The sequence below is a fragment of the Candidatus Njordibacter sp. Uisw_058 genome, assembly GCF_047730065.1.
In the GTDB taxonomy this organism is placed as follows: Bacteria; Pseudomonadota; Gammaproteobacteria; order Pseudomonadales; family Balneatricaceae; genus Njordibacter.
In genome coordinates, this window is the sequence record NZ_CP159829.1 from 212,040 (window position 1) to 226,905 (window position 14,866).

The 14,866-nt window shown below is 45.6% G+C and carries 10 protein-coding genes; 2 read left to right on the forward strand and 8 right to left on the reverse strand.

What is annotated here, in order from left to right; all coding sequences use genetic code 11:
• Window positions 1-16: 16 nt before the first annotated feature.
• From ABXT59_RS01050 to ABXT59_RS01085, 8 genes are all read right to left on the reverse strand, one after another.
• Complete coding sequence (locus tag ABXT59_RS01050; RefSeq protein ID WP_443637120.1) at window positions 17-430, reverse strand: GNAT family acetyltransferase; 414 nt, start codon at window positions 428-430, stop codon at window positions 17-19.
• 54 nt (window positions 431-484) lie between these two features.
• Window positions 485-1,852, reverse strand: a complete 1,368-nt coding sequence (gene astB / locus ABXT59_RS01055; protein WP_443637121.1) for an N-succinylarginine dihydrolase — start codon at window positions 1,850-1,852, stop codon at window positions 485-487.
• A gap of 10 nt (window positions 1,853-1,862) precedes the next feature.
• Window positions 1,863-3,326 carry a succinylglutamate-semialdehyde dehydrogenase gene (gene astD / locus ABXT59_RS01060; protein ID WP_443637122.1) on the reverse strand — a complete coding sequence of 488 codons (1,464 nt, stop codon included), beginning with the start codon at window positions 3,324-3,326 and terminating at the stop codon, window positions 1,863-1,865.
• A 16-nt stretch (window positions 3,327-3,342) separates the two neighbouring features.
• Window positions 3,343-4,377: an arginine N-succinyltransferase gene (gene astA / locus ABXT59_RS01065; RefSeq protein WP_443637123.1), complete on the reverse strand. Its 1,035-nt coding sequence runs from the start codon at window positions 4,375-4,377 to the stop codon at window positions 3,343-3,345.
• A 154-nt stretch (window positions 4,378-4,531) separates the two neighbouring features.
• Window positions 4,532-5,542: an arginine N-succinyltransferase gene (locus ABXT59_RS01070; RefSeq protein WP_443637124.1), complete on the reverse strand. Its 1,011-nt coding sequence runs from the start codon at window positions 5,540-5,542 to the stop codon at window positions 4,532-4,534.
• Window positions 5,536-6,804 carry a hydrolase gene (locus ABXT59_RS01075; protein ID WP_443637125.1) on the reverse strand — a complete coding sequence of 423 codons (1,269 nt, stop codon included), beginning with the start codon at window positions 6,802-6,804 and terminating at the stop codon, window positions 5,536-5,538. Before ABXT59_RS01075 ends, ABXT59_RS01070 begins: the two co-directional genes overlap by 7 nt.
• Window positions 6,805-6,859: 55 nt before the next feature.
• Complete coding sequence (locus ABXT59_RS01080; RefSeq protein WP_443637127.1) at window positions 6,860-8,074, reverse strand: aspartate aminotransferase family protein; 1,215 nt, start codon at window positions 8,072-8,074, stop codon at window positions 6,860-6,862.
• A 53-nt stretch (window positions 8,075-8,127) separates the two neighbouring features.
• Window positions 8,128-12,939, reverse strand: coding sequence for an NAD-glutamate dehydrogenase (locus ABXT59_RS01085; protein ID WP_443637128.1), 4,812 nt, complete (start codon window positions 12,937-12,939; stop codon window positions 8,128-8,130).
• Between the two features lie 271 nt (window positions 12,940-13,210).
• Between ABXT59_RS01085 and ABXT59_RS01090 the strand changes: the two genes are divergently transcribed.
• Both ABXT59_RS01090 and ABXT59_RS01095 read left to right on the forward strand, forming a co-directional pair.
• Entirely contained in the window at window positions 13,211-14,206 is a 996-nt protein-coding gene (locus ABXT59_RS01090) for a GlxA family transcriptional regulator (RefSeq protein WP_443637129.1), read from the forward strand.
• 26 nt (window positions 14,207-14,232) lie between these two features.
• Window positions 14,233-14,823, forward strand: a complete 591-nt coding sequence (locus tag ABXT59_RS01095) for a MarC family protein (RefSeq protein WP_443637130.1) — start codon at window positions 14,233-14,235, stop codon at window positions 14,821-14,823.
• Window positions 14,824-14,866: the final 43 nt, after the last annotated feature.

Genomic DNA, 14,866 nt, shown 5'->3' on the forward strand with positions numbered 1-14,866 from the left:
CCTTAACAAGTCACTCTTAGCCAATAAATGTACCCATACTCAGACGTTCTTCTATGACAAAACCTAGGCTTTCATAAAAGGTGGTTACTTGTGTATTAGTTGCACGAATTTGCAGATTAACCTTGATACAACCCATTACTTTTAATGCCTGTATGGCATGCTGGACCAGCGCAGAACCAGCGCCACTGCGGCGCTGTTCCTTGCATACTGCCACCGCATATAACCAGCCACGATGGCCATCATAGCCTGCCATGCATGCGCCTATAATGAGGCCTTTATGCTCCGCGATAAAAATAAGATTGTCTATTGCTAGCTTGGATTCGATGACCTTTGATGGCTCGTTGTGAGACGGGTCATCAGGGAACACTGCGTGCCAAAGCTTAATTAAATCACTGCGATCAGATTCACAAAATTGTCGTATTTTCATCATCTACTCAGGCTGGCTACTTCATTTTAAGTGTAGCATGAGTGGCCGCATCAGCCACTAAAATTGGAAGTCATAGACACTGCCTAGATGGAGAATTTGTGTGAGCTCATCAAGGGCGCTGTGACTTTCGATGAGCAGTTGTGGGTCAGCCAAGTCGGCTTCTATGAGACGATCACGGTAATGGGTCTCGGTCCAAGACATTAAGCGTGTGAACAAATGAGAGTTCATCATGCAAGCAGGATTAACAGCGCTTTGTTCGGCGGCGTTCAATACCACTCTCAGACGCAAACACGCAGGCCCACCACCGTTAATCATGCTTTGCTGTAGGTCAAATGTTAAAATTTGATCAATGGCGTTATCACCGGCGACAAGTTCATCTAGGTAAGCTGAAACCTTGACGTTAGAGTGGCATTCTTGTGGTACCACCATGGCCATTTTGCCAGGCGCTAGGTGGGGTAGGCAAAGTAACTGACTATTAAAGAGGTAGCTGGTGACCGCATCTTGCACTGAGACTTGGTTGTTAGGCACTTCAATAAACTGCATTTCACCATGACCTGCTTGGTTTATGGCGCTTTGCAGGTCATGGCTAACTTGTTTAGGGTTGAGAAATGCTTGCTGGTGGTAAAATGAGACAAGGCCATTACCCACGGCAATGACGTCATTGTGGAATACGCCAGCATCAATGACTGCTGGATTTTGTTGTGCAAACACCACATGTTGTTCTTTAAGGCCATGCAAACGAGAAACGGCTTGCGACGCTTCTAAACTTTGGCGAGCTGGGTATCGAGCTGGCTTAGGGGCTGTGCCACTAAAAGCCTGTTGACCATAAACAAAAAATTCTACCCCCGACTGACCATAGGCGCTGCAAAACCGTGTGTGGTTGGCAGCACCCTCATCGCCAAAGTGATCTGATGAAGGAAGTGCCTGATGATGCGCGAAACACTCTTGGTTAGCGAAGGTGGCTTGTAAAATTCGCCCTGTGGTTGCATGTTCTATAGAGCGGTGAAAACGGTTAACTAGGTTGGCTGGGGTAAAGTGTAAACGGCCATCTTTACAGTCAGTGCTGGGAGACACGGTTGCTGCGTTGGCAGTCCACATGCTGGACGCTGAGTAACAAGAGACTAACAGGGCCGGTGCCTTTTTTGCTGCTTGGTCAATGACTTGGTTATCGGTGCCACTAAAGCCAATGCGCCTTAGGGTATTTAAATCGGGGCGGGACTGGGGTGCTAAGACCCCCTGCAGCATACCGAGATCATGCAACGACTTCATTTTATGCAAGCCTTGTTGTGCGGCTTGCTTAGGATTAGACGGTCGTGCTGAATTGCTGCTAGAGGCGACGTTGCCGTAGGACAAACCCCCATAGTTATGAGTGGGTCCTACGAGGCCATCAAAGTTAGCTTCTAAAGTGGGCACTGGAAGACTCATACATACCGCCTTAAAGGTCCAGACCAGGACTTAATTGGGTGGGTATAACTAAGGCTTCAGCTTCAATAGATGCCACTGGGTAGGCGCAATAATCTGCCGCATAAAAAGCGCTAGCACGGTGGTTACCACTGGCACCTACACCACCAAATGGTGAGGCACCACTGGCTCCCGTAATTTGCTTGTTCCAATTAACGATACCTGCTCGGATGCGAGGCAAAAAGTAATCATAATCCTCGCGGGAGTCACTTAATAAGCCAGCCGACAAACCAAAGCTGGTGTCGTTAGCCATGGCAATGGCCTGATCCAAATTTTGGTAACGAACTAAGGTCAAAAGGGGCCCAAAGTATTCCTGATCAGGTAAGTTCTTGGCGTTGGTGACCTCAATTAAAGCCGGGCTTAAAAGCCCTGTACCTAATGCTAATGATTTCATTTTGACTAAAGCAGTTGCTCCTTGGTCAATCATAAATTGTTGAGCGGCTAATAGTTGTTGGGCAGCCCCATAGGAGATGACAGAACCCATAAACGGGGCAGGCTCGGCATCATACAAACCTACACGTATTTTGCTCACAGCACTGACTAACTTGTCGACCAAGGCGTCTCCTTTTGACCCTGTGGGTATGTACAAACGCCGAGCACAGGTGCAGCGTTGGCCAGCAGAGATATACGCTGATTGAATAATTTCATGCACAGCAGCGCGCTGATTATCGACTTGGCTCACGATTAACGGGTTATTACCCCCCATTTCTAGGGCCAGTATTTTGTCAGGGCGACCGGCATATTGCTGGTGTAATAGCATGCCTGTGCTGGAACTGCCGGTAAAGAATAAGCCGTCGATACCATGGTGATTGGCTAAGGCGACGCCTGTTTCTTTCGCACCTTGAACGAGGTTAATGACCCCTTGGGGCAAACCTGCATCTAACCAACATTGAAGGGTCAGTTGCGCCACCAATGGTGTTTGTTCGCTCGGTTTAAACACCACGGTATTTCCAGCTAATAGTGCGGGCACAATATGTCCATTAGGTAAGTGGCCAGGAAAATTGTAAGGTCCAAATACGGCGACCACACCATGGGGGCGATGACGCAACCAAGCTTGGGTTCCAACTGGAGCAGGTTTACTAACCACACCTGTGCGTTCTTCGTAGGCTTTGGCTGATAGGTCTATTTTGCCCGCCATGGCAGATGCTTCTGTGCGTGTTTCCCATAATGGCTTACCCGTTTCTTGAGCGATAGCCAAAGCCATGGGTTCAGCTTGCGCCTGCAATTGGACTTGAAATCTTTTGATCATCGCTAGGCGGTCTTGATAAGCAGTTAGTGACCAAGGGATAAAGGCTGCGCGAGCTGACTTAATAGCGTCATCCACTTGTTTGGCATCAGCACCCTGGCCCTGCCAAAGGATGTCATTATTAGCAGGATTAACAGAATCAAAAGTTGGGCCATGGCCCATTAACCATTGGTTATTAATGAGATGAGTCATAATTATTCCTTAAACTTTAGGGCCGAGGACCAAATAGAGGCACTGTGCGGAGGCTTTCGCCTGTCTTAATATGCAGAGCCTTGGCTAACGCTGCACTAATACTTAATGGACCTGATACTGGAGTATTGAGATAAGCCATAGTGCAACGGTAACCTTTAAGACTCGTATTGCTGACCAAAAAAAGAGTAGTTCCATTGGGTACTTGGTCTTCGACTGATACCTCACATAGCTTACTATCTCGAACTGCTCGAATGTCTTTTACCTGTGTTTCTAAGGCTGGACCTGCATCAAAAATATCCACGTAACCATGGTAACGAAAACCTTCATCTTCTAGCATTTTTCTCGCTGGACGCGTGCTTTCATGCACTTGACCGATCACTTCTTGGGCACTTTTTGGCAAAAAGTTAATGTATAAGGGGTGACGAGGCATGAGTTCGGCAATAAATTCTTTTTTGCCTAAGCCGGTCAAACGGTCTGCATCGGCAAATGGCATATCAAAAAAGTGGGCGCCTAAGCCATCCCAAAAAGGCGATTGGCCATTAGCATCAGATACACCACGCATTTCAGCTATAATTTTCGGTTCAAATCGCTGTGAGAATTCAGCCAAGAAAAGAAAGCGACTTTTAGAGAGTAGATGGCCATTTTTACTGTGACGGTAGTCAGGGTCTAAAAATAAGGTACAGACCTCAGCACAAGCCGTTTGGTCGTTGCTTAAATACAGGGTTGGAAACGTATTGTGAACTTTCAGTTCTCGGCTAGAGTGCACTAAAGTACCGATGCGATAACTGTACCAAGGGGTAGACAATCCAATGGTAGACTCGATGCCACAAATACCGACAACTTTTTCAGTGTGCGTGTCTTCCAGCACAAAAACATAACTTTGTTCGCTACTGAGATCCACTTGGTCTTTAAAGGCTGCCAATGAAGCTTCAATTTTAGTCGCAATGCGCTCTGGGTCTGCTGGCAGTGAAGTAAAGCCAATGCCGGCTTTATGGGCTAAGTTGAGAAGGGCACCGGCATCGGTCTCCATTAAGGGGCGGATTATCATCATTAGGGCCTCCAGAAGATTTTGTAACAGGTTTAATGTTGCAAATAGTACCTTTGTTGGACCACAAACTCTTTTCCATTAAGTCTCTTAGATTTAGCTTTAGAGACTTATTTGAGCAGCACTTAGCAATTTTTACAAAAACTGCTTAGGGCTCACTTCATCTTAATGGGCAATAGGTTAAGGTGTTACCGACTGCCACCTGTAAAGCTTCTAATTGAGCCTCACTCAAGAGCAACAATGGCCCTTGCTTGCGCACGATAATGCATCGAAAATCAAGGCAATTGTTGTTGCATACGAGCACCCGCTTGCCGACTAATACTTCAACACCGACTGCAACTTGGGCTTGCTCGGCATGCCGGATAGCCCGAATATGTCGCGTACGCACTTCTAGAATTGGACCAGCATCAAAAATATCTACATGACCTGCGAAGTGCAAACCTTCGTGTTCAAGAATGTTAACGATGTCTTCCACATCTTCGTGGTGCTCACCGATGACAGCCTGTGCTTTGGCATTTAACAAAGGGACGTAAAGGGGGTAACGTGGCATTAGGTTAGCAATAAAGTGTTTATTGCTAGACGTAGTGAGTAAGTCAGCCTCAGCAAAATCCATGGTAAAAAAATGTCTACCTACGGCCTCCCAAAAAGGTGATACACCCTCAGCGTTAATCACACCTTTCATTTCTGCAATCGTTGTGGCGGCGAAACGCTGTGGAAAACTGGCCATAAATAGTAGACGAGATTTTGATAGCAACTGATCGTAAAAATTACAGCGGTAGTTTGGTTCTAAGTAAAACGAACTTAGACGAGACGCCCCTGTGTAATCGTGACTTAGGTGTAAGGCTGGAATGCGGTTATTAATTTGTAATTCAACAGCACTATGAACGACTTGATCAACACGATAGGTAAAATAAAGTTCACTTAAGCCCACTGCCGCATCTACTGTACAAGTGCCCACCAAACGCTCACTGTGGGTATCTTCCATAACAAAGGTGTAAGCCTCTTCTCCTGCGTGTTCAACGCTAGATGCAAAGGATAGTTCGCTATGATTAATTTTTTGTGCCAAGTGGGCTGAGTGGTTGGGCAAGTTTGTATGCCCTACACCAGAGGCTGCAGCAAAATCTTTGAAGGCCTCTGCGTCATTACTTTTTATAGGCCTGACAATTAACATGAGGGTCGCACCATACCGTCGCGTTGCAACCAAGCCAAGTCTTCACTCTGGGCTAAGCGTATTAAAATTAAGGCACTTAATTGTGAGCGTGTGGTTAAACTCGACAAGTACATATATTCATCGCTACTGTGAATTTTTCCACCTTGTACGCCTAAGGTATCAATGTTGGGTAGGCCAGCAGCAGCAAGGTTGTTACCATCACAGCAACCTCCTGTGGGTAAAAACTCTAACTTAAGCCCCAGGGTTTTACCGCAAGATTGGACTAGTTTGCATAAGGTTTGGTTGGCAGGACTAAGAATTTTAGGCTCACGACCAAAGCCACCATGTAATTCAATGCTAATGCCATCAAGGGTATTAATTTGTGCCAAAATGGTGGCTATTTTTTGCTCACACCAGAGTTGTTGGTTACTGGTTTCAATGCGGATATTAAAACGCATCGTACAAGTGTCAGGCACAATGTTTACCGCTCCTCCACCCTTTACAAACCCTGGGTTAATAGTAATGCCATGCTGTTGACCGTTAAGGTCATCTAGGGCGCAGGTGAAATTTGCCATGGCACGAATAGCATTGTGACCAAGGTGGTGCTCGCGGCCAGCGTGAGCAGCTTTACCCCTTGTAACTACAGAAAAATTACCACTACCTTTGCGGGCACCCGCTAAATTACCATCGGCAAAAGAAGGCTCATAAATTAAACCTAAGTGATGACGTTGGGCAATTTCTGAGAATAACTTAGACGAGCTAGGTGAACCGATTTCTTCATCTGGGTTGAACAGAATTTCCCAACCCAATTGATCTTGTAATGGGCTTCTTTCAAACGCTTCTAAGGCCTTAAACATCACCACAATACCTCCCTTGAGGTCGGCAACCCCTGGGCCATTGATTATGTCATCCTCTAGTTGAGTAATCGTTTGGAACGGATGGTCACTAGGAAACACGGTGTCCATATGTGCACATAAAAAAACTTGGATGGGCGCTTGGGGGCGCTTATATAAACGTAGGGCGCGACCTAGAGGTTGTTGGTTCAATTGGCCTGAGTCATCTACTACATCCTGAGGTGGCATTTCTATAAATTCGGCATGGCAGTCAAGCTTTTCACTCCACTGGGCCAAGGTCTCTGCCACCTGATTAACACCTGCCACATTGTAGCTACCAGAATTAATTTCTACTAAGCTCCAAAGGTCTTGTTGCATGTTTTGCTGCTGTGCAGTAATCCATTCTAACGCGTGTGCTTCTATTTCATTTTTTGCAGACAAATCGGTCATCACTTTTCCTAATAGGCTTTTTGGATACTGCTATTCTGCTTCGACTATGCTTCGGCTATGCTTCTACTATGTCGCGCACAGCGGCTTCTAAAATAGCTAAGCCAGCATCGATGTCTGCGTCAGGAATTAATAAAGATGGGGCCATACGGATCACGTTTGGCCCTGCAATTAATACCAATAAACCTCGGGCTTGGGCTGCACCAAGAAATTTTCCTGCTTGGCCTTTATAGGTTTCATTAAGGGCACAACCAATCAATAAGCCTTTGCCCCGTACCTCTTCACAGAAGGGCACACGTGCATTAATAGCGTCTAAACCTGCTTTAAAACGCTCAAACTTAGCATTGACACCCGCCAACACCTCTGGGGTATTAACAATATCGATGACAGCTTCAGCAATGGAACAGGCTAATGGATTACCACCATAGGTGCTTCCGTGAGTGCCCACACCTAGGCTCTTGGATACTCGTTCAGTGGTTAACATGGCAGCCACTGGAAAACCGTTACCCAAGCCTTTAGCGGTAGTGAGGATGTCGGGCAAAATATTAGTTTGCTGATAAGCATAAAGCGTCCCTAATCGGCCAGCTCCAGTTTGAACTTCGTCAATTACCAAGAGGGCATCATGTTCATCACATAATTCTCTAGCACGTTGAATGAAGGCTGGGTCTGATTTAATAATACCGCCTTCGCCTTGCAGTGGTTCCATGACAATAGCGCAGGTTTTATCAGAAACAGCTGCTTCTAGAGCTGCAATGTCATTGTAAGGCAAGTGGGTAATGCCCTCTAAAGCGGGGCCAAAACCAGCACTGTACTTAGGTTGCCCACCCACACTTACGGTAAATAAGGTACGTCCATGAAAGGCTTGTTCAAAGGCAATAATTTCATTTTTTTGCTCACCAAAGTTATCCACTGCATAACGACGGGCTAACTTAAAGGCAGCTTCATTGGCCTCACCACCAGAATTGGCAAAATAGACCTTATCAGCAAAGGTCGCATCGGTGAGTTTTTTGGCTAAGCGCAAAGCAGGCTCGTTGGTCATCACATTGGCGATGTGCCACAATTTTTCCCCTTGCTCTTTGAGGGTTGCGACCAGTTTTGGGTGGCTGTGGCCTACACTTGTAACGGCAATACCACCCGCAAAATCGATGTATTCTTTTTCATTCTGGTCCCAAATTCTAGACCCTTTTCCGCGCACAGGGATCACTGGAGCTGGTGCGTAGTTAGGCATCATAACTTCATCAAACAGGGCACGTGTTACTGGGGTATGGCTCATAAAAGTTCCTAATATTTTTTGGATGATGTGAGTTAATCACAATGCATTGCGTGTTAAGTGCTACTGGTCTTCAGCTTGGCAATTTCTCGGACTGCAACTGATAACATGGCTAAATTAATGTTGGTGTTACTTTGTAGTTCACCCAAGATGGCTAGGCAACGCTCAATAAAAGCCTCATTGCGTAACTCCCATGCGGGGTCTTGATCACCCACAATGACAGCTTGAGTCAACTGGGCTAGGCTGGCTTCAAACTCTTGTTTAAGGCTGCCTCTGGCTTTGCGTTGCCACTGGTCTTTAATGGGTAAATTAGCAATGGCTTGATTGAGCCAATCACCTTGGAATCTTTCGTACAACCGATACCACGTTTGGGCAGACGTAATTACTTTAGTTTCACACTCGCTAGCGACTCGAGCCACATATAAACCGTAGTATAAAAATTCTAGCTGGCTTAAACGCTGGCTAATTTTGGAATCCATCCCCATTGCTGTTAGCTCATCTGCTTGCGCATTGATGCGGTGGGTTGCTGCTTGAGGCAATAAATGGGTCAGTTCCGAGTAATAAATAGCCATTGGCTTTTGATACTGGTCCACCATGGTTTGAATAGTTTGACCCGGATGTTGGCTTAACAACCACAAAGTGAGGTCTTCCAATAAGGTCTGAATATTCTTATGTAGTTGCATGGACTTTGGGTAGTCTATGATCAAGGTGACTCGATCTAGTTCATGCCACAAACTTTGGGCTTGTATAATATCGCAAGCTGCAGTGAAGGCGCGCGCCATGTCACCTGCTTCTGCGCCCATTTCTTCTTGCAAATAGTTACCAAAGGTAGATCCCATGCGGTTGCCAATTTGATTGGTAACATGGGTCGCAATAATTTCGCTGCGTAACGGGTGTGACGCTATTGCTGTGGCGTATTTTTTACTCAGTACTTTAGGAAAATAATGTTCTAGGCTGCGCGCTAAATAGGCGTCATTTCCAATATTTGCTGCCATCAACTCATCGAATAAGCGCATCTTACTGTAGGCCAATAATACGGAAATTTCAGGGCGCGTTAGTCCCGCTTGCACTCGGGCCCGTTCGTCCATATTGGCATCATCTGGCAGACCTTCCAAGCCACGATTGAGCCGACCTTGTTTTTCTAGGCTATGTATTAAGCGTTTATGATCGCTTAAGCGAGCACTCGCTTGGCCTTCAGCAATGCTCAAAACTAGGGTTTGATGGTAGTTATGGCTCAGGACGAGCTCACCGACTTCATCAGTCATACTGGCCAGTAGGGTGTTGCGTTGTTTCATCGTCATGTCGCCTGCATCGACCAGTTGGCTCAGCAGAATTTTGATGTTCACTTCATGGTCTGAACTATCCACACCCGCTGAATTATCAATAGCGTCGGTGTTGATGTAGCCCCCAGCCTGCGCAAACTCAATGCGTCCATGCTGAGAGAAACCAAGATTACCACCTTCACCAATCACTCTGGCACCTAGTTGATTGCCATTAACTCGCAAGTTATCGTTGGCTGGGTCACCAATGTCACTATGATTTTCGCTACTGGCCTTAACATAAGTGCCGATGCCCCCATTCCAAAACAGATCAACTGGCATTTTTAATAAAGCGTGGATTAGTTCGTTGGGGGCCATTTTTTTGGTGTCTGTGCCCATCATGCTTTGCATTTGAGGGCTCAGTTTAATGGACTTGGCTGAGCGTTCAAATATGCCACCCCCTTTAGAAATTAGCTTGCTCTCATAGTCGGTCCAACTGGACCGTGGAAGATTGAATAAACGCTGACGTTCAACAAACGATGCTTTGGCGTCTGGAGTGGGGTCAATAAAAATATGCAAGTGGTTGAACGCAGCCTGCAAACACACGTGTTTTGACAAAAGCATGCCGTTACCAAACACATCACCTGCCATATCTCCTACCGCTACGACGGTGAAATCTTGGCTTTGGCAATCACGGCCTTGTTCGGCAAACAATCGTTTTACAGATTCCCACGCACCGCGGGCAGTAATACCCATTTTCTTATGGTCGTAACCATTAGCGCCCCCAGAGGCAAAGGCATCGCCCAACCAAAAGGCATTTTTTTCTGAAATTGAGTTCGCCAAGTCCGAAAAGGTTGCAGTGCCCTTGTCAGCGGCAACTACTAAGTAAGGATCATCATCATCAAAACGTCTCACCTGTTTTGGAGCAACCACCTGTTGATCAACAATATTATCGGTGATGTCCAGCAAGGCTTGAATAAATGTGGAGTAGCTTCGGATGACTTCGGCCATTAAAATTTCACGGTCTTGCGTGACTGGCAATTGTTTGCATACAAAACCACCCTTAGCACCTAAAGGCACAATCACAGCATTTTTCACCATTTGAGCTTTGGCAAGTCCAAGCACTTCTGTGCGATAGTCTTCTTGACGATCAGACCAGCGTAAGCCACCGCGAGCCACCTTGCCACCCCGAAGATGGACACCCTCTACCCATGTTGAATAGACAAAAATCTCATACTTAGGCAAGGGTAATGGCACACCCGGAATCTGACTTGGGTCTAATTTGCAAGACAAGTATTCGTGGCGACCACCGTTGCTATCCGTTTGAAAGTAGTTGGTCCGAAGCATGGCCATGATCACAGCTAAGAAATGCTTAACAATGCGGTCTTCATCAAGGTTGCTTACTTGTTCTAAGGCTAAGCTGATGTCTTCTTGTAAATGTTCAACAAGGTCTTCAGATTGCTCCTCATTCGGGTCAAAGCGAGCCTCAAATAAACGCACTAAGGTATGGGTAATGTCAGCATTACGGACTAAGCTAGACTGCATGTAGGCCTGGCTAAATGGCACTTGGACTTGGAGCAAGTAACTACCAATGGCGCGCATGAGAATGGTTTGCTGCCAAGTCAAGTTAGCGGCTAAGATCAAGCTATTAAAACGATCGTTGGCCACTCGTCCCATATAAATTTGACTAAAGGCTTCTTGAAAACGTTCTTTAACATTGGCGCGGTTAAGATTGACCTGAGGATCAATTTCAATCACAAAGTCGATAATCCACTTATCGAGGCCAGTTTCAGGTCGAATGGTGTAGGGATATGCGTTGATGACCTTGACACCCATGCGCTCCAAAATAGGTAACACATCAGATAGGGCTTTAGCTTGGCCGTGTCCAAATACTTTGAAATTTAGACTCTGGTCTGATTGATACACTGATCGGTATAAGTAGGTAGACAGTGGATTATCCACATTAATCTTTTGTAGGCGGATTAAGTCCATAACAGCCACTTGAGCAGAAAAATTCTCTTGGTAGGCCAATGGAAAAGCATGTCCATACTGCTTAAACAAAAGGTTACCCTCGGCCTCACCACGTTTTTTGTTGAGGGCGTGGTGTAAGTGGTCACTCCAGGCCAGCATGGCATTGCGCATTTGCTGTTCGATATCATTAATGTCAAACGGTAAGTTGTGAATGTCTTTGCCATGCACCGTCAACTGCACCCGAGCCAAAGGCTGCTCAGAAAACATGACATTAAAATCAACACTAGAACCAGTGAATTCTCGTATCAGGATGTTTTGCATCTTAATGCGCAATTGCGTGTTGAAGCGCTCACGTGGCACATACACTAGGGCGGTAGCAAAACGACCAAAAGTATCCAGACGAAGAAATAGGCGCAAATTATGCCGCTCTTGTGTGTCTAGTACCCCACGAATAATGGGGTAAAGTTCATCCACACTAGCTTGCAACATTTCGTCCCGAGGGTAGCTATTGAGAATGTGTTGTAAGGCCTTACCCTTGTGACTGTTGGGTAATAGTTCAATGCGTTCACGTAAATCTTGAGCCTTGCGCCTTAGCAATGGTACTTCGTCAATACGAGCCGTATAGGCAGCAGAAGAATACAGACCAAAAAAACGTTCTTCGCCAATAACATTACCTTGACTGTCAAAGCGTTTAAGGCCCAAGTAGTCAAAATTCACCGGGCGGTGCACTGTGGAGCGACTGGTAGATTTAGTCATAACTAGCATATTTTTGCGCAAGGCTAAATCTGAGTTGCGTGGCGATAGAGTCTTGGGCAATAGGCTCTCGATGCTACAGTTATGGTCACGAAAACTGCCTAGGCCAGTGCCTTTTTGTGGAGCAAGAAGGCATAAACCGGTAACTGCATCTTCTTTGAGTGCATAAGAGCGATAACCAATAAAGGTGAAATGGCTGTCGGCTACCCAGCGCAAAAAAGCAATGTTCTCAGCCAAGTTTTCGGCTGCCACAGGTAAGTTTTGGGCTTCTAAAGTGTCAATAATGGAAACGAGTTTGTCACGCATGGGTAGCCAATCGTCCACCACTAAACGCACGTCACTAATAATCCCTGTGAGGCTAGTCACTATTTTAGTCACTGCATCAGGATCATTTTGCTGATCAATTTCAAAACGCATGACGGCTTCTAAGTTGGCGCTATCAGCCTTACCTGTGAACGGGGATAGGCTGGTAATGTGGCCTTTATTATCGCGCTCGATAGCAACCACTGGATGAGTGGTGATATGAATGGTATGGCCTAACTGCACTAGGGCATTAGTAATGGAAGACACTAAAAAGGCTTTGTCATCGCAGACGATGTCTACAATCGTGTGGCTGGTGTACCACTGATGTTCTTCATAATTAGGGTTATATACACGGATGTTAACTTGATCTTTATGACGCAGCTGTACGCAATCCCATAAGCTAGCTAACGCGCCATACAGGTTGTCTGTATCGAATTGTAATAATTCTGTGGGGATGCTTTCAGCGTAGTAGAGGCGGGCGAGTTGCTGCATGGTTGCAGACTTAGCCTTCTTCTGACGCTTTCCAATCAGGTCACAAACTAAATCAATCGCATTGTTTTTTTTATCTGTTAATGTGCGCATAAAACTCTTCCTTGGGACATCAGCTAACTTCACTTTTAGGAAGTGTAACAAATCTTGTTAATGCCAAGTGTATTATTCAAGAAAATGTTTGGCTGTACTAGGTCAAAACTTGAGCTGGTGCGACCCTAGTTTTTGTTATCATGACATTGAGGATATTTGTTCTAAACTTTTATGGATGATTGATGCTTTTTCTATACACTGGCCTGACTTTGGCATGCCATTGATGATGTTTTATACAACCACTTAATAATTCAGTGTATCCTTGAGGCCTATGTCTAAGTTACAAAACTCCCATACCGTAGGTCTGCTTTTATTATCCCGCCTGAGTGTGAGCCATTATGGGCAAATTACTGAACTTTTACTGCACACAAACCAAGTGTTGGAATACGCTAAATATAAACTTCAAGTAATGTCTGTGGGTAGCGATTCTGTGCTAGGTCCATCAGTTAAATACTTAGCAAGTGAACCTGTTGATACCTTGTTTGTGATTGGGGACTTAATCACGCCTAATGAAACTGATGTGACTTTAGAACGCTGGTTAGTCCAGCAGGCTAAAAGGGGTGTGACGATGTTAGCCATAGGCACGGGTATTTTGCCCATGGCCTATGCTGGCTTGCTTAACGGTAAGCGCAGTTGTTGCCACTGGTCGATGATTGAAAATCTACGGGAAAATTTTCCTGCAGTCCTTTGGAGTCATCAATTGTTTGAGCAAGATGCGCAGATGATGACCTGTGCTGGTGGGGCCTCAACGACAGACTTTATGTTAGCCTGGTTGACGCAGCAGCAGGGCTTAGATGTGGCTGTGCATTTATCTGAATGGTTTTTGGTTGAGCGCATGCGCCCTCAAGATGCTGAGCAGCGTATTCCTCTTAAAGCGCGCATCGGCTCTAGTCAGCCTAAACTGATTGAAGCTGTGACACTCATGGAAACCAATATAGAAGAGCCCTTGTCTCCTGATGATTTGGCATACCATGTCGGGCTGTCTAGAAGGCACTTAGAGCGCTTATTTAAAAAACATTTAGACAATGTACCTTCGCGGTTTTATTTGCAATTGAGGTTAGATAAGGCTCGTCAAATGCTAAGGGACACGGATCGCTCTATTGTAGAAGTGGGCATGAGTTGTGGCTTTTCTTCTGCGAGTCATTTTAGTACCACCTACCGCACCCATTTTAATGTCACACCACGCCAAGAGCGAGGCCGTGCTACCCATGTGGAATCAGCGCCTAGCTGGAACCATGCTGTGGTTATTCAGCGACGCTTAGATTAATTAGTTAACCTTATATTGAGAAACGTATGGATATTTTTGCTGCTGCCACTTTACTTTTTTTAGTGATGGATCCCCTTGGTAATATCCCTCTATTTTTGTCGGTGTTAAAACAAGTGCCTGAAGAGCGGAGACGACTGGTTTTACGCAGAGAATTACTCATCGCCTATTTGGTATTGTTAATATTTTTAGTCTTAGGTCCCTATATTTTAAGTTTCTTACAGGTCTCTCAAGAAGCCATTCGGATTGGCGGGGGCATTGTATTATTTCTGATTGCTATAAAGATGGTGTTTCCAAAAGAAGGTGGCTTATTAGGTAAAACGCCCGATGGTGAGCCCTTTATCGTCCCTTTAGCTATTCCTCTTATAGCTGGACCTTCAAGCTTAGCCATGATTATGCTAATGCGAAAGTCAGCTGAAGGTCAGTGGTTAGACATGTGGTTAGCTGTCACCGCTGCTTGGGTTGTTTCTGCCCTTATTTTATTGGCTTCACGCAGGCTTTACGTTTTGCTGGGAGAAAGAGGGCTGATCGCCATAGAGCGTTTGATGGGCATGGTGCTCATTATTATGGCGGTACAGATGCTTTTAGAAGGCACGGCAGAATATTTAAATTTGGCCTAATTGTTGTTCTAATTGTTGAGGGTGTCTGGGGTTATTTGACCCT